This window comes from Rhodococcus sp. Z13 (assembly GCF_025837095.1).
In the GTDB taxonomy this organism is placed as follows: domain Bacteria; phylum Actinomycetota; class Actinomycetes; order Mycobacteriales; family Mycobacteriaceae; genus Rhodococcus; species Rhodococcus sacchari.
In genome coordinates this window covers 2,571,806-2,587,658 of the sequence record NZ_CP107551.1, presented here as the reverse complement: position 1 = coordinate 2,587,658, position 15,853 = coordinate 2,571,806, and the positions used below count along the sequence as shown (strand labels likewise).

16 protein-coding genes are annotated in these 15,853 nt (G+C 69.8%); all 16 read left to right on the top strand.

Going from position 1 to position 15,853, the window contains the following annotated elements; all coding sequences use genetic code 11:
* Positions 1-341: 341 nt before the first annotated feature.
* The gene (locus tag OED52_RS11745) at positions 342-1,367 is read left to right on the top strand and encodes an isopenicillin N synthase family dioxygenase (protein ID WP_264151069.1); all 1,026 of its coding nucleotides are present in this window, start codon (positions 342-344) and stop codon (positions 1,365-1,367) included.
* 54 nt (positions 1,368-1,421) lie between these two features.
* Positions 1,422-2,261 carry a MetQ/NlpA family ABC transporter substrate-binding protein gene (locus tag OED52_RS11740; RefSeq protein ID WP_264151068.1) on the top strand — a complete coding sequence of 280 codons (840 nt, stop codon included), beginning with the start codon at positions 1,422-1,424 and terminating at the stop codon, positions 2,259-2,261.
* A complete protein-coding gene (locus OED52_RS11735; RefSeq protein WP_264151067.1) occupies positions 2,261-3,280 on the top strand; it encodes a methionine ABC transporter ATP-binding protein in 1,020 nt (339 codons plus the stop codon). The genes OED52_RS11740 and OED52_RS11735 overlap by 1 nt, the downstream gene beginning before the upstream one ends.
* A gap of 13 nt (positions 3,281-3,293) precedes the next feature.
* Positions 3,294-3,962 carry a methionine ABC transporter permease gene (locus OED52_RS11730; protein WP_264151066.1) on the top strand — a complete coding sequence of 223 codons (669 nt, stop codon included), beginning with the start codon at positions 3,294-3,296 and terminating at the stop codon, positions 3,960-3,962.
* A 328-nt stretch (positions 3,963-4,290) separates the two neighbouring features.
* Positions 4,291-4,569: a hypothetical protein gene (locus OED52_RS11725; protein WP_264151065.1), complete on the top strand. Its 279-nt coding sequence runs from the start codon at positions 4,291-4,293 to the stop codon at positions 4,567-4,569.
* A gap of 69 nt (positions 4,570-4,638) precedes the next feature.
* Positions 4,639-5,037: a hypothetical protein gene (locus OED52_RS11720; RefSeq protein ID WP_264151064.1), complete on the top strand. Its 399-nt coding sequence runs from the start codon at positions 4,639-4,641 to the stop codon at positions 5,035-5,037.
* Positions 5,038-5,287: 250 nt separating this feature from the next.
* Complete coding sequence (locus OED52_RS11715) at positions 5,288-5,647, top strand: NADH-quinone oxidoreductase subunit A (protein WP_264151063.1); 360 nt, start codon at positions 5,288-5,290, stop codon at positions 5,645-5,647.
* A gap of 97 nt (positions 5,648-5,744) precedes the next feature.
* Positions 5,745-6,299 (top strand): NuoB/complex I 20 kDa subunit family protein, encoded by a 555-nt coding sequence (locus OED52_RS11710; RefSeq protein ID WP_264151062.1) that lies wholly within the window; start codon positions 5,745-5,747, stop codon positions 6,297-6,299.
* On the top strand, positions 6,296-7,015 hold the full coding sequence (locus tag OED52_RS11705; protein ID WP_264151061.1) for an NADH-quinone oxidoreductase subunit C: 720 nt from the start codon (positions 6,296-6,298) through the stop codon (positions 7,013-7,015). The genes OED52_RS11710 and OED52_RS11705 overlap by 4 nt, the downstream gene beginning before the upstream one ends.
* The gene (locus OED52_RS11700; protein ID WP_264151060.1) at positions 7,012-8,307 is read left to right on the top strand and encodes an NADH-quinone oxidoreductase subunit D; all 1,296 of its coding nucleotides are present in this window, start codon (positions 7,012-7,014) and stop codon (positions 8,305-8,307) included. The genes OED52_RS11705 and OED52_RS11700 overlap by 4 nt, the downstream gene beginning before the upstream one ends.
* Complete coding sequence (nuoF, locus tag OED52_RS11695; RefSeq protein ID WP_264151059.1) at positions 8,304-10,475, top strand: NADH-quinone oxidoreductase subunit NuoF; 2,172 nt, start codon at positions 8,304-8,306, stop codon at positions 10,473-10,475. The genes OED52_RS11700 and nuoF overlap by 4 nt, the downstream gene beginning before the upstream one ends.
* Positions 10,472-12,904, top strand: coding sequence for an NADH-quinone oxidoreductase subunit G (locus OED52_RS11690; protein WP_264151058.1), 2,433 nt, complete (start codon positions 10,472-10,474; stop codon positions 12,902-12,904). The genes nuoF and OED52_RS11690 overlap by 4 nt, the downstream gene beginning before the upstream one ends.
* Entirely contained in the window at positions 12,901-14,187 is a 1,287-nt protein-coding gene (gene nuoH, locus OED52_RS11685; RefSeq protein ID WP_264151057.1) for an NADH-quinone oxidoreductase subunit NuoH, read from the top strand. Before OED52_RS11690 ends, nuoH begins: the two co-directional genes overlap by 4 nt.
* Positions 14,187-14,711, top strand: coding sequence for an NADH-quinone oxidoreductase subunit NuoI (gene nuoI, locus OED52_RS11680; RefSeq protein ID WP_264151056.1), 525 nt, complete (start codon positions 14,187-14,189; stop codon positions 14,709-14,711). The genes nuoH and nuoI overlap by 1 nt, the downstream gene beginning before the upstream one ends.
* Positions 14,708-15,523 carry an NADH-quinone oxidoreductase subunit J gene (locus OED52_RS11675; RefSeq protein ID WP_264151055.1) on the top strand — a complete coding sequence of 272 codons (816 nt, stop codon included), beginning with the start codon at positions 14,708-14,710 and terminating at the stop codon, positions 15,521-15,523. The genes nuoI and OED52_RS11675 overlap by 4 nt, the downstream gene beginning before the upstream one ends.
* A complete protein-coding gene (nuoK, locus tag OED52_RS11670; protein ID WP_264151054.1) occupies positions 15,523-15,822 on the top strand; it encodes an NADH-quinone oxidoreductase subunit NuoK in 300 nt (99 codons plus the stop codon). Before OED52_RS11675 ends, nuoK begins: the two co-directional genes overlap by 1 nt.
* Positions 15,823-15,853 lie beyond the last annotated feature (31 nt).

Genomic DNA, 15,853 nt, shown 5'->3' with positions numbered 1-15,853 from the left:
CGGCCGGCCGCGCCGGAGGCAGGGCGATTTGCCCGGTGGCACCGAAGGCGATTAGCCTCGATCACGACCACATCGTGGTTCCGTGTCGTAGTAGGGCCCCGTCGGGGCCTCATCGGAGGGAACATGTTCGGCAACGCGTGCACGCAGGTTGTGAGCACACGCCTTCAGGGCGTCGTGGCTCCCGCGTGTTGTTGTCGCTGACCCGACCCGTCCCGTCCTCGGGGTCCCGCCCTCCGCATTTCTCGCGCCGTCGCCGACCGCCGTGGGGTGTCGCAAAGACCCGTCCTGTGCGGCCCGTGGCTCTTCTCGGGCGCACGATGTGTTTCGAAAGAAGGATGATCATGTCCGACTCGGTCCTGCCCGTCATCGACCTGTCCGAACTCGACGGTGACGCCGAGACCCGCGCGGCCCTGCTCGGCCGGCTCCGCGAAGTCACCCACGAGATCGGTTTCTTCCATCTCGCCGGGCACGGCATCGATCCCGCCTTCGCCGAGGAACTGATCGCGGTCGCGCGGGAGTTCTTCGCGCTGCCGGAAGCCGACAAGCTCGAGATCGAGAACGTCAACTCACCGCAGTTCCGCGGCTACACCCGCGTCGGCGGGGAACGCACCCAGGGGTACATCGACTGGCGGGAGCAGCTCGACATCGGCCCGGAACGCCACGCCGTCGCCGAGATCCACCCCGACCGTCCCTGGGAGGTGCTGCACGGACCCAACCTGTGGCCCGCCCGCATCCCCCGGCTGCGCGAACTCGCCCTGCGGTGGATCGACGAGGCCGAGCAGGTCGGTCAGCGGCTGATCAGCGCGTGGGCCGAGTCCCTCGGCGCCCCCGCCGACCACTTCGCCGAGGCGTTCGCCGCCCCCGACCCGCTGCTGAAGATCGCCCGCTATCCCGGCCACGACGGCTCCGTCACCGACCAGGGCGTCGGCAGCCACAAGGACGTCGGTGCGCTGACCCTGCTCTACCCGGAACCCGGCAGCACCGGCTTCCAGGTCGAGCGTGACGGTGAGTGGGTCGAGATCGATCCTCTGCCAGGACATTTCATCGTCAACATCGGGGAGCTGCTCGAGGTCGCCACCGGGGGTTACCTCAAGGCGACCGTGCACCGGGTGCTCCCGCCCGCGGCCGACACCGACCGGGTGTCGCTGCCGTTCTTCCTCAATCCCGGTCTCGACCAGGCGTTGCCCGCCGTCGACCTGCCGGCCGAACTCGCCGCGGAGGCCCGCGGTGTCGGCCCCGACGAACACGGCGGAACCCTGCACGCGCTCTACGGGCTCAACGCACTCAAGTCCCGGCTGCGGGCCCACCCCAACGTGGCGGAGCGTTTTCACGCGGAACTCCTCCGCAACTTCGCCGCCGCTCGATAATCGAATCCGATCGTCCACGACCACCTCGTACCGTTACACGGAAGGTTCTCGCCGATGTCCCTGCGCCGAATCGTCGTCGCGTCCGCTGCACTCACCCTCGCCGCGGGCCTCGCGGCCTGCTCGTCCTCCGAGGGAGGCGACGGAACCACCCTCCGGATCGCGGCCTCGTCCACGCCGCACGTCGAGATCCTCGAGCAGATCGAGAACAGCGGGGCGCTGGGCGACTACGACCTCGACATCGTGGAGATCACCGGTGAGGTCGACGCCAACGAGCTTCTCGAGGCCGGCGACGTCGACGCCAACTACTTCCAGCACGAGCCGTACCTGATCGACTGGCAGAAGCAGAAGGGCGTCGACAACCTCGTCGCGGTCGCCGACGTGCACCTCGAGCCCATCGGCCTGTACTCCGACAAGATCGACTCGCTGGACCGGATCGAGGACGGCGACACCATCGCCGTGCCGCGCGACACCACCAACTTCGCGCGGGCGCTCTACCTGCTCGAATCGGCCGGTCTGCTCGAGATGGACGTGCCCTTCGAGGATGCCGACCTGTCGGTCGTGACCGAGTCCAACATCAAGTCCAACCCGAAGAACCTGAACATCGTCGGCATCGAGCGTGCCCAGATCGCGCGTCAGCTCGGCGACGCCCAGATCACCGCCGCGGTCATCAACTCGAACTACGCCCTCGAGGCTGGCCTGACCCCCGCCGAGGACGCCATCTTCGTCGAGGAGGCCGAGGACAACCCGTTCGCCAACCTGCTCGTGGTCCGCGACGAGAACGAGAACGACGCGGTCGTCGTCGCGCTCGCCGAGGCCCTCGAGTCGCCGGAGACCGCGGCCTGGATCGAGGAGAACTACTCCGGTTCGGTCGTCCCGGTCCACTCGACCAACTGATGATCGTCGTCGAGAACCTCGTCAAGACCTACCCCGGTGCCGGACGCGCCGGGGAGGTCACGGCCCTGCGCGGCGTGTCGCTGCAGATCCCGGACGGGGAGATCTACGGCATCGTCGGGCCGTCCGGGTCGGGCAAGTCCACACTTCTGCGCTGCCTGAACCTGCTCGAGAAGCCCACCTCCGGCCGCATCCTCCTCGGTGAGGACGACCTGTCCACCCTGTCCGGTGCGCAGCTGCGCGCGGCCCGCCGGCGGATCGGCACGGTGTTCCAGCAGTTCAACCTGCTGCACTCGCGGACGGTGCTCCGCAACGTCGAGTTCCCCCTCGAGGTGGCCGGGGTCGGCAAGCAGCAGCGCCGCACGCGCGCACTGGAACTGCTGGACCTGGTGGGCCTGTCCGGCAAGGAGGAGACCTTCCCCTCCCAGTTGTCGGGCGGCCAGCAGCAGCGGGTGGGCATCGCCCGCGCCCTCGCCGCCGAACCCGAGGTGCTGCTGTGCGACGAGGCGACCAGCGCACTCGATCCCGACACCACCGACCAGGTGCTCGACCTCGTCGCCGAGGTCAACCGGCGCCTGGGCGTGACGGTCGTGGTCATCACCCACGAGCTGGGGGTGCTGCGCCGCATCTGCACGTCCGCGGCCCGGCTCGACGCCGGCCGTGTCGTGGAGACCGGCCGGATCGTCGACCTGGTCGCCGATCCGGACTCGGCGCTCGGGCACGCCCTGGTGCCGGTCGGCACCGACCCGTCGGCCGGGTCGAGTGCGGACACCGCGCTGGTCACGGCGATCGGGGAGGCCGCGCACGGACCGTGGCTGGCGGACATGATCCGCACGCTCGACGCCGATGTCGCCGTCGTCGGCGGCCGGGTCGAGCAGGTCGGCAGCGTCACCGTCGGCCGCATGCGGTTGCGGTTCGTGGAGGGGACGGACCGCGCCCACGTCGAACGGTTCGTGGCGGAGCGGCCCTATCTGTCGCTGGCGTGGGGCAGGGAGACGGAACTGGAGGGGCTCACCGAATGAGGACGCGCGAGCGATGAACAAACTGCAGTGGTACGACGCGTTCCCCGAGGTGTGGGAGGCGACGCTCGAGACGCTCTACATGGTGCTGGTGTCGTTCGTGCTCACCGTCGTCGGCGGTGTGCTGGTCGGCATCGTCCTCCATCTGACGTCCCCGGCCGGGTTGTGGCCGCAGCGCGCGCTCAACACCGTGCTGGGGGTGATCGTGAACCTGTTCCGGTCGCTGCCCTTCCTGATCCTGCTGATCGCGCTCATCGGCTTCACCCGCTTCGTGGTGGGCACCGCGATCGGCCCGACCGCGGCGATCGTGCCGCTGACGATCGGTGCGATCCCGTTCTTCGGGCGCATCGTGGAGGCGGCGCTGCGGGAGGTACCCAAGGGCCGGGTGGAGGCCGCCCAGGCGATGGGCGCGACGAACGCGCAGATCATCCGCAAGGTGCTCCTGCCCGAGGCGATGTCCCCGCTGGTGTCCGGCGCGACCCTCACCCTGGTGCTGCTGGTGGGGTACTCCGCCATGGCCGGTGTCATCGGTGGCGGGGGGCTCGGCGACTTCGCGATCGTCTACGGCTACCAGCGGTTCAACACCCCGGTGCTGTTGCTCGCGGTGATCGTGCTCATCGTGATGGTGCAGATCATGCAGTCGATCGGCGACCGGGCCGTCCGGCGCCTGGCGCACCGCAGGTAGACGGCACCCGGATCGACCCGAACCGCCGGTGACGCGCGACGAGCGCGTCACCGGCGGTTTTTCGTCGTCGGTTCTTGCACCGTCGCGGGGTACCCGAACATCCACCTGAACGCCACGCTTTGGTGACATTCCACAGCGAGAAGGGGAGACAAGTGTCACTTTCGATAGTATTCTGTTACCCGAAACCGCTCGACTTCGAGCGGCACGGGGAACAGTTCGCAGAGGCCTCCTGTCGGGGGTCGCACATCGTCACCGGGGGCGTATCGGTGCGATGAGCAAGTGTGGGGGCACGATCTGCGCTGTTCCGGGGAGGGAACGGAGAAGGTTCATGACCGCTTCACGGCATGAGATGTTCGACTTCACACCACGGTCGCAGAGGCGGGCCCTCGCGATCCTGGTGCTCGGGGGAATGCTCGCCATCGGCTTCCTCGGTGCGGTGTTCACGAATTCGTATCTGATGGGCGGGATCTTCGCCCTGCTCACGGGTGCGTGCATCGTGCTGGCACACCTCATGATCGCGCCTGCCGACATCTTCGACGACGAGCCGTCGGAACACGTTGCCACACAGGGTTTCCTGGATCGTCTGCGCCACCTGGTCGATCGCTGAGACGCGCCCCGGCGGGGCGCACGCGCGAGTTCCCCGACCGGACCGCAGGATTCGGCTAGCATCGGGCGCGTGACCGACTCGCTGCACATCCTCGTCTACAGCGACGATGCGACCGTGCGGCAACGGGTCCGTGACGCTCTCGGTACCCGGCTGCATCCCGACCTGCCGGACCTCGATCACGTCGAGGTCGCGACGCCGGCGATGGTCCTCGAACGCATGCACGCCGGGGGCATCGACCTCGCCGTGCTCGACGGCGAGGCCGTCCCCGCCGGAGGGATGGGGCTGGCCCGGCAGCTCGGGGACGAACTCGATCCCTGCCCGCCCCTCGTCGTCCTCGTCGCGCGCACCGACGACGGCTGGCTCGCGCGCTGGTCCGGCGCCGAGGTCGCGGCGCGGTATCCGCTCGACCCGATCCGGTTCGGCAGGCAGGTCCTCGGCCTGCTCTCCGACCGCACCCGCCGGTCCTGACCCCACCGATCCCCATCGGAAGACGAAGAACGTACACCTCTTCCGGCACCGGCGCATGCCGACACGCCCTCTCCGAAGCGAAGGCGTGAAACCGCGACAAGTCCGACGCGAACGGCACTAGGGTGTGCCGTAGTTCACATCCGCAGCCCACCTGACGACGTCGAGCGGATGCACGACACCGCAGGGCGGATGTGAGCCCGCGGGGGATGCGCGGCCCGCGGCCGGATTCGTGCGAGGAACCGGAGGTGGCATGAACGTCTACGTACCGATCCTGGTGCTCGGTGGGATCGCGGTCGCCTTCGCGCTGTTCTCCGTCGCCGTGGCGGGCCTGGTCGGACCCAAGCGTTACAACCGGGCCAAACTCCAGGCGTACGAGTGCGGCATCGACCCCACCCCGCAACCTGCCGAGGGGGGACGGTTCCCGGTGAAGTACTACCTCACCGCGATGCTGTTCATCATCTTCGACATCGAGATCGTCTTCCTGTACCCCTGGGCCGTCCACTTCGACGCCCTCGGCCTGTTCGGGTTGGTCGCGATGGCCGTGTTCATGTTCAACGTGTTCGTCGCCTACGCCTACGAATGGAAGCGAGGTGGGTTGACATGGGACTGACCGCACTCGCCGCAGCGCTCCGGAACCGTTGTCCCGGAGCGTGGTCCGCCGCACCGGCGACCGCACCCGTGCTCCGGGCCGGAGGGAGGTGACGGCCGTGGGACTCGAGGAGAAGGTACCGACCGGATTCCTGCTCAGCACGGTGGAGACACTCGCCGGGTTCGCCCGCAAGGGCTCGCTGTGGCCCGCCTCGTTCGGGCTGGCCTGTTGCGCCATCGAGATGATGGCCACCGCCGGCGGCCGCTACGACATCGCCCGCTTCGGCATGGAGGCCTTCCGTGCCAGCCCGCGGCAGGCCGACGTGATGATCGTCGCCGGCCGCGTCAGCCAGAAGATGGCCCCCGCCCTGCGCCGCGTCTACGACCAGATGGTCGAACCCAAGTGGGTCCTGTCCATGGGGGTGTGCGCCTCCTCCGGCGGGATGTTCAACAACTACGCCATCGTGCAGGGCGTCGACCACGTCGTCCCCGTCGACATCTATCTGCCCGGCTGCCCGCCCCGCCCCGAGATGCTTCTGCACGCCATCCTCGCGCTGCACGAGAAGATCCAGCAGATGCCGCTCGGGGTGAACCGGGCCGAGGCGATCCGGGCCGCGGAGGAGGCCGCCCTCGCCCAGCGGCCGCTCATCGAACTGAGGGTGCCACCACGATGACCGGCGACGAACGAGACGACCGGCCCGGCGTCCCGGGCCCCGACGGTGAGGTCATCGCCGTCCGCACGGGCATGTTCGGGGTCCGCGACTCCGGTGACACGAGCGGCTACGGACGGCTGGTGCGCCGCGTCGTTCTGCCCGGCGGCACCCCGCGCCCCTACGGTGGCCACCTCGACGCCCTCGCCGACACCCTCGAGGACGTCCTCGGTGACAAGGAGACCGAGACCGGCGTCGGTTACGCCGACGCCCTCGAACGGATCGTCGTCGACCGCGGCGAGATGACCGTCCACGTGCGACGCGATCACCTGCCGTTGGTCGCTCGCACCCTGCGCGACCATCCCGACCTGCGGTTCGAACTGTGCCTGGGGGTCAGCGGTGTGCACTACCCGCAGGACACCGGCCGGGAACTGCACGCCGTCTACCCGCTCGTGTCCATCACCCACAACCGCCGACTCCGGCTCGAGGTCGCCGCCCCCGACGCCGACCCGCACATCCCGTCGCTGTACCGCATCTACCCGACCACCGACTGGCACGAGCGCGAGACCTACGACTTCTTCGGTCTCGTCTTCGACGGGCATCCGGCCCTGACCCGGATCCAGATGCCCGACGACTGGCACGGCCACCCGCAGCGCAAGGACTACCCGCTCGGTGGAATTCCCGTGGAGTACAAGGGGGCACGCATCCCGCCACCCGACGAACGGAGGGCGTACACGTGACGACCGAACCCACCGTCTTCGACGCCATCGGCCAGGACTGGGACGAGATCACCACCGCGGTCCGCGACAGCGGTGAGGACCGCATCGTCGTGAACATGGGCCCGCAGCATCCGTCCACGCACGGTGTGCTGCGGCTCATCCTCGAGATCGACGGGGAGACCGTCACCGAGGCCCGCTGCGGAATCGGCTATCTGCACACCGGCATCGAGAAGAACCTCGAATACCGCAACTGGACCCAGGGCGTCACCTTCGTCACCCGCATGGACTACCTCGCGCCCTTCCACAACGAGACCGCCTACTGCCTCGGCGTCGAGAAACTGCTGGGCATCGAGGATCTCGTCCCGGAACGCGCCCAGGTGGTGCGGGTGATGCTCATGGAGCTCAATCGCATCTCGTCGCACCTCGTGGCGCTCGCGACCGGCGGTATGGAACTCGGGGCCACCACCCCCATGCTCTTCGGCTTCCGCGAACGCGAACTGATCCTCGACGTCTTCGAGACCATCACCGGGCTGCGCATGAACCACGGCTACATCCGCCCCGGCGGCCTGGCCCAGGACCTGCCCGACGACGCCGTCCCGATGATCCGCGACCTGCTGGCACTGCTGCCGGGCCGGCTCGCCGAACTCGAGGCGCTGTTCACCGACAACCCCATCTTCGTCTCCCGCACCCGCGGCATCGGCTGTCTCGACCTCACCGGCTGCATGGCCCTCGGCGTGACGGGGCCGATCCTGCGCTCGACCGGGCTGCCCTACGACGTACGGCGCGCCCAGCCCTACTGCGGCTACGAGACCTACGAGTTCGACGTCGCCACCGACGACGGGTCCGACTGCTACGGGCGGTATCTCGTGCGCATCCGGGAGATGCACGAATCGCTGAAGATCGTCGAACAATGCCTCGACCGGCTCCGCCCGGGCCCGGTCATGGTGCAGGACAAGAAGATCGCCTGGCCGTCGCAGCTGGCTCTCGGACCGGACGGGCTCGGCAACGCACCCGACCACATCCGCCGCATCATGGGTGAGTCGATGGAAGGGCTCATCCACCACTTCAAACTCGTCACCGAAGGCATCCGTGTCCCCGCCGGACAGGTCTACGTGAGCGTCGAGTCCCCACGCGGCGAACTCGGGGTGCACATGGTCAGCGACGGCGGTACCCGCCCCTACCGGGTCCACTACCGCGACCCGTCCTTCACGAACCTGCAGGCCCTCGCGGCGATGTGCGAGGGCGGCATGGTCTCCGACGTCATCGCCACGGTCGCCAGCATCGACCCGGTCATGGGGGGAGTGGATCGATGAGCACCGAATTCGTGCCGACCACCCGGTTCACCGGCACCACCGACCCCGGCGCCGCGGTGCCCGTGACCGAACCCGCCGGCCGCACACCGGTCTTCGTCCCGCTCGGGCCCCGCCCCGACGAGGACACCCACCTCACACCCCCCGACGCGCCCCGCGAATATCCCGACGACGTGCGCACCCGCCTCGACGCCGACGCCGACCGCATCGTCGCCCGCTACCCGCAGCCCCGCTCCGCGCTGCTGCCTCTGCTGCACCTGGTGCAGGCCGAGGACGGTTACGTCACCCCGGCGGGCATAGAGTTCTGCGCCCGCCGCCTCGGGCTCACCGGCGCCGAGGTCGCCGCGGTGTCCACCTTCTACACCATGTACCGCCGATCCCCGACGGGCCGCTACCACGTGGGCGTGTGCACCAACGCGCTGTGCGCCACCATGGGCGGCGACGAGATCTTCGCGACGCTGTGCTCGCGTCTCGGGGTCGGCCACGACGAGACCACCGAGGACGGCAGCATCACCCTCGAACACATCGAATGCAACGCCGCCTGCGACTACGCCCCGGTGATGACCGTCAACTGGGAACTGTTCGACAACTGCACCGTCGACTCGGCCACCGCGCTCGTCGACGACCTGCGCGCCGGCACACCCCCGGCCCCCACCCGCGGGGCACCGCTGCGCACCTTCCGGGACACCGCCCGGCTGCTCGCCGGATTCCCCGACGACCGGCCCGGCGCGCTCGAGGCGGGCGGCTCCGCCGGCCCCGCCTCCCTCGCCGGGCTGCGGATTGCCCGCGAGCACGACATGCAGGCCCCCGCACCCCCGCAGACCGGCGAGGACGCCCTCGCCCCGGGCCGGCCCCCGGCCGGCCTGACCCCGGTGCTCACCCGCTACTGGGACGAGGACCGGTCGTGGACCCTCGACAGCTACCGGCGCCACGGCGGCTACGAGGCCCTGCCCCTCGCCCTCGGCACGGACCCGGACGCGGTGATCGCCGCCGTCAAGGACGCCGGACTGCGCGGACGCGGCGGCGCCGGCTTCTCCACCGGAACCAAGTGGTCGTTCATCCCCAAGGGCGACGGCAGACCGCACTATCTCGTCGTCAACGCCGACGAATCCGAACCGGGCACCTGCAAGGACATCCCGCTGATGTTCGCCACCCCGCACGCCCTGATCGAAGGGGTGATCATCGCCGCCTACGCCATCCGCGCCCGGCACGCCTTCGTCTACCTCCGCGGGGAGGCCGTGCCGGTGCTGCGGCGCCTGCACGCCGCCGTCTCCGAGGCCTACGACGCCGGTTATCTCGGCCGCGACATCCTCGGCTCCGGCTACGACCTCGAACTCGTCGTCCACGCCGGAGCCGGGGCGTACATCTGCGGTGAGGAAACCGCCCTGCTCGACTCCCTCGAAGGCCGCCGCGGCCAGCCCCGGCTGCGCCCACCCTTCCCGGCCGTCGCCGGCCTCTACGCCTGCCCGACGGTGGTCAACAACGTCGAGTCCATCGCCAACGTCCCGCCGATCATCCGCCACGGCGTCGAGTGGTACCGCTCGATGGGCACCGACAAGTCGCCGGGCTTCGCGATGTTCTCCCTGTCCGGGCACGTGACGACCCCCGGTCAGTACGAGGCACCGCTCGGCATCACCCTGCGCGAGTTGCTCGACCTCGCCGGGGGAGTGCGGGCCGGGCACCGGCTCAAGTTCTGGACCCCCGGCGGCTCGTCGACCCCGATCTTCACCGACGAACACCTCGACATCCCCCTCGACTACGAGAGTGTCGCCGCCGCCGGATCCATGCTCGGCACCCGCGCCCTGCAGATCTTCGACGAGACCACCTGTGTGGTGCGGACCGTGCTGCGCTGGACCGAGTTCTACGCCCACGAATCGTGCGGCAAGTGCACCCCCTGCCGGGAAGGCACCTGGTGGCTCGTGCAGATCCTCGAACGCCTCGAACACGGGCGCGGCACCGAAGCCGACCTCGAGAAACTCCTCGACATCTCCGACAACATCCTCGGCCGCGCCTTCTGCGCGCTCGGGGACGGCGCGACCAGCCCGATCACCTCGTCGCTGAAGTACTTCCGCGACGAATACCTCGCGCACTTCGAACACGGCGGCTGCCCGTTCGACCCGCACCGGGCGACGCTCGCCGCCGACACACCGGTGGAAGGAGAGGCGCGATGACCGCCGTGGCCGGTGCCGGACCGGGGAAGGCCGACACCACCGACCTGGTGCACGTCACCATCGACGACACCGAGATCGCCGTACCCAAGGGCACTCTCGTGATCCGTGCCGCCGAACTGATCGGCGTGCAGATCCCCCGGTTCTGCGACCACCCGCTGCTCGAGCCGGTGGGAGCGTGCCGCCAGTGCCTCGTCGAGGTCGAAGGGCAACGCAAACCGCTCGCCTCCTGCACCACCGTCGTCACCGACGGGATGGTCGTGCACACCCAGTTCTCCTCCCCGGTCGCGGCGAAGGCCCAGACCGGGGTCATGGAACTGCTGCTGATCAACCATCCGCTCGACTGCCCGGTCTGTGACAAGGGCGGCGAGTGCCCGCTGCAGAACCAGGCCATGTCCAACGGCCGCGCCGAAACCCGCTTCGAGGACACCAAACGCACCTACCCGAAACCCATCGCCATCTCCTCTCAGGTCCTGCTCGACCGCGAACGCTGCGTGCTGTGCGCGCGATGCACCCGCTTCGCCGACCAGATCGCCGGCGACCGGTTCGTCGACATGCTCGCCCGCGGTGCGCTGCAGCAGGTCGGCATCTACACCGCCGAACCCTTCGAGTCCTACTTCTCCGGCAACACCGTCCAGATCTGCCCGGTCGGCGCACTGACCGGCGCGGCCTACCGGTTCCGTGCCCGCCCCTTCGACCTCGTGTCCACCCCCAGTGTGTGCGAACACTGCGCCAGTGGCTGCGCGCAACGCACCGACCACCGCCGCGGACACGTGCTGCGCCGCCTCGCCGGGGACGACCCGCAGGTCAACGAGGAATGGAACTGCGACAAGGGCCGCTGGGCCTTCACCTACGCGACCGCCACCGACCGGCTCACCGGGCCGCTCGTCCGCGACGACTCCGGCGCGCTGGTGCCGTCCTCCTGGCCCGAGGCGCTCGCCGTCGCGGCCCGCGGCCTCACCGCCGCCCGCGGACGGACCGGTGTGCTCACCGGAGGGCGGCTCACCTGGGAGGACGCCTACGCCTACGCGAAGTTCGCGCGAACCGTGCTGGGCACCAACGACATCGACTTCCGTGCCCGCCCCCTCTCTGCGGAGGAGACCGGTTTCCTCACCGGCCGGGTCGCCGGATGCCGGCTCGACGTGACCTACGCCGACCTCGAGAAGGCACCCGCCGTCCTGCTCGTCGGGTTCGAACCCGAGGAGGAATCACCCATCGTCTTCCTGCGGTTGCGCAAGGCCGTCCGCCGCCACGGGCTGCGCGTGTTCTCCCTCGCGCCCTTCGCCGACCGCGGACTGCGCAAGCTGTCCGGGCAGCTCCTGGCCTGCACCCCCGGCGACGAGGCCCGCCTGCTCGACGACCTCCGCGGCACCGACTCGGTCGTCACCGAGGCGCTGTGCACGCCCGGCGCACTCGTCCTGGTGGGGGAGCGGATCGCCGAGGTCCCCGGCGGACCCACGGCGGTCGCGGCCCTCGCCGACGCCACCGGCGCGTGCCTGGCCTGGATCCCGCGGCGCGCGGGGGACCGCGGCGCGCTCGAGGCCGGAGCGTTCCCGACCCTGCTGCCGGGCGGTCGGCCCGTCGGCGACCCGCAGGCCCGGCACGAGATCGAATCCGTTTGGGGGACACTGCCCGACGACCTGCCGTACCGGCCCGGTCGCGACACCACCGGCATCCTCGCCGCCGCCGCGAGCGGGGACCTCGCCGCGCTGGTCGTCGCCGGGGTGGACCCGGCCGACCTGCCCGATCCCGCCGCGGCGCGCGCCGCCCTCGACGCCGCCGGTTTCGTGGTGAGCCTCGAGGTGCGCCGCAGTGCCGTGACCGACCGGGCGGACGTGGTCTTCCCCGTGGCCCCGGTGGTCGAGAAGGCCGGCACCTTCCTCGACTGGGAGGGCCGCGAACGCCCGTTCCCGGCGGCGCTGGACGACACCGGTGCACTGTCCGACCACCGGGTGCTCGCCGCGCTCGCCGAGACGCTCGGTGCACCGGCACGGCTCGACGATCTCGCCGCACTCCGCCGTGAACTCGCCGAACTGGGCACCTGGACCGGGCACCGGCCGGCCCCCGCACCGGTGACACCGGCCGCGCCGGCCCGCCCGGTGCTCGGCGAGGCGGTGCTCGCGACCTGGCGGATGCTCCTGGACACCGGCCGGTTGCAGGACGACGAACCGCACCTCGCCGGAACCGCCCGCACCGCCGTTGCCCGCCTGTCCGCCGCGACCGCCGCCGAGATCGGCGCAGCCGCCGGTGAACTGCTCACCGTCACCACCGAACGCGGCGAGATCACCCTGCCGCTCGTCGTCGACGAGCTGCCGGAGCGTGTCGTGTGGCTGCCGGCCGCCTCACCCGGCTCGCTCGTGCACGACACCCTCGGCGCCGTCGCGGGCGACGTGGTGCGCATCCGGCCCACCGGGGAGGAGGCGAGACGATGACCGGCACCGCCCGAGGACCCGTCGACCTGTCGATGTTCGGCATCGACCCGTGGTGGCTCGTCGTCGCCAAGGCCATCGCGATCTTCGCGTTCCTCGTGCTGACCACGCTCGTGGCCATCCTCGTCGAACGCAAGGTCATGGCCTGGATGCAGATGCGCGTCGGCCCCAACCGGGTCGGGCCGAAGGGCCTGCTGCAGACCGTCGCCGACGGCATCAAACTCGCCCTCAAGGAGGGCATCGTCCCCGCAGGCGTCGACAAGCCGGTCTACCTGCTCGCCCCGATCATCGCGACGGTGCCGGCGTTCATGGCGTTCGCGGTGGTCCCGTTCGGTCCCGAGGTGTCGATCCTCGGGACGCGGACCCCCTTGCAGCTCACCGACCTTCCCGTCGCCGTCCTCTACGTCCTGGCCGTCACCTCCGTCGGTGTCTACGGCATCGTGCTCGCCGGCTGGGCCTCCGGCTCCACCTACCCGCTGCTCGGCGGACTCCGCTCCACCGCCCAGGTCATCTCCTACGAGATCGCGATGGGCCTGGCGTTCGCCGCGGTGTTCCTGCAGGCCGGCACCATGTCGACCTCCGGGATCGTCGCCGCCCAGGACGGACTGTGGTTCGTCGTGCTGCTGCTGCCGTCCTTCCTCGTCTACGCGGTGTCGATGGTCGGCGAGACCAACCGCGCCCCCTTCGACCTGCCCGAGGCCGAAGGCGAACTCGTCGGCGGCTTCCACACCGAGTACTCGTCGCTGCGGTTCGCGATGTTCATGCTCGCCGAATACGTCAACATGACCACCGTCTCCGCCCTCGCCACGACCCTGTTCCTCGGGGGCTGGCACGCCCCGTGGCCGCTCACCCTGTGGAGCGGCGCGAATTCCGGATGGTGGCCGCTGCTGTGGTTCGTGCTCAAGGTGTGGCTGGTGCTGTTCGTGTTCGTGTGGCTGCGCGCCACCCTGCCCCGCCTGCGCTACGACCAGTTCATGGCGCTCGGCTGGAAACTGCTCATCCCCGTCTCGGTGGTGTGGGTGATGATCGTCGCGGTCGTGCACCTGCTCGACGACGACGAGGTCCTGCCCGCCACCGCGGGACTGATCGTTGCGGGGATCGTGTCCACCGCACTGCTGTTCGCCTACCTCGCCGTGCGGGCCCGCCGCAGCCGCCGCGCCGAACCGGCGCTCGCACCACCCGCCGACATCGGAGCCGATCCGTTCGCCGGTGGTTTCCCCGTGCCGCCGCTACCCCCGCGCCCCGACCGGGACACCCGGGTGAGCCGAGTCCCAGGAGGATCGTGATGGTCGAATTCCGTGGCCCGCTGGCCGGTTTCGGTGTGACGCTCACGACGATGTTCAAGAAGCCGAACACCGTGAACTATCCGGAGGAGAAGAGACCCACCGCTCCCCGCTATCACGGCCGGCACCGCCTCAACCGCTATCCCGACGGCCTCGAGAAGTGCATCGGCTGCGAACTGTGCGCGTGGGCGTGCCCCGCCGACGCCATCTACGTCGAGGGCGCCGACAACACCGACACCGAACGCTACTCACCCGGCGAACGGTACGGGCGGATCTACCAGATCAACTATCTGCGGTGCATCGGTTGCGGACTGTGCATCGAGGCCTGCCCGACCCGCGCGCTGACCATGACCAACGAGTACGAGATGGCCGACGACAACCGCGCCGACCTGATCTACGAGAAGGACCGGCTGCTCGCGCCCCTCGAACCCGGCATGGACCCGCCCCCGCACCCCATGGTCCCCGGCGCCACCGACGAGGACTACTACCGGGGAACGATCCCTCTCGCCGAGGGAGGTGGGAGATGACCGTACTCGCCGCGGAACTCACCCGCACCTCCACCGGGGAGGCCGTACAGTTCTGGATCCTCGGTGCCGTCGCCGTGCTCGGCGCGCTCGGGGTCGTCGTCGCCCGCAAGGCCGTCTACTCTGCGCTGTTCCTCGCCACCACGATGATCGTCCTCGCCGTCTTCTACATCGCGCAGGACGCCCTGTTCCTCGGGGTCGTGCAGGTCGTCGTCTACACCGGCGCGGTGATGATGCTGTTCCTGTTCGTGCTCATGCTCGTCGGTATCGACTCGGCCGATTCGCTCGTCGAAACCATCCGTGGACAGCGGGTTCTCGCGATCGTCGTCGGTATCGGATTCGCGGTGATGCTCATCGGCGGCATCGGCAACGTCTCGGCCGCAGGCTTCACCGGCCTCGATGCCGCCGACGCCGACGGGAACGTCGAAGCGCTCGCCGTGCTGCTGTTCGTCGACTACGTGTGGGCGTTCGAACTCACCGGCGCCCTGCTCATCACCGCGACGGTCGGCGCGATGGTCCTCGCGCACCGCGAACGGCTCCGCCCGCGCCCCACCCAACGCGAACTGGCGCAGCGGCGGTTCCGGGAGGGCGAGCGCGTCACCCCGTTGCCCGCCGCCGGGGTGTACGCCCGGCACAACGCCGCCGACGTGCCCGCCCTGCTGCCGGACGGGTCGTTCTCCGAACTGTCCGTCGGCGACCTGCTCGGCCGCATCGGACGCGACTGGGACCACGCCGATCTCGGCCTGCCGCCACCCGGGCAGGAGCACCGGGCGCACGGCAACCGGGGACCCGAGAAGCGAGGGGAGGAGCGGTGATGGACCCCGCGAACTATCTCTACCTGTCGGCACTGCTCTTCACCATCGGCGCGGTCGGAGTGCTGCTGCGGCGCAACGCGATCGTGGTGTTCATGTGCGTCGAGCTGATGCTCAACGCCGCCAACCTCGCGTTCGTGACGTTCGCGCGGATGCACGGCAACCTGCACGGGCAGGTCTTCGCGTTCTTCACCATGGTGGTCGCCGCCGCCGAGGTGGTCGTCGGCCTGGCCATCATCGTGACGATCTTCCGCACCCGCCGCTCCGCGTCCGTCGACAACGCCGACCTGCTCAAGTACTGACCACCCGGGAGTGAGTGTGGGACATCCCGAC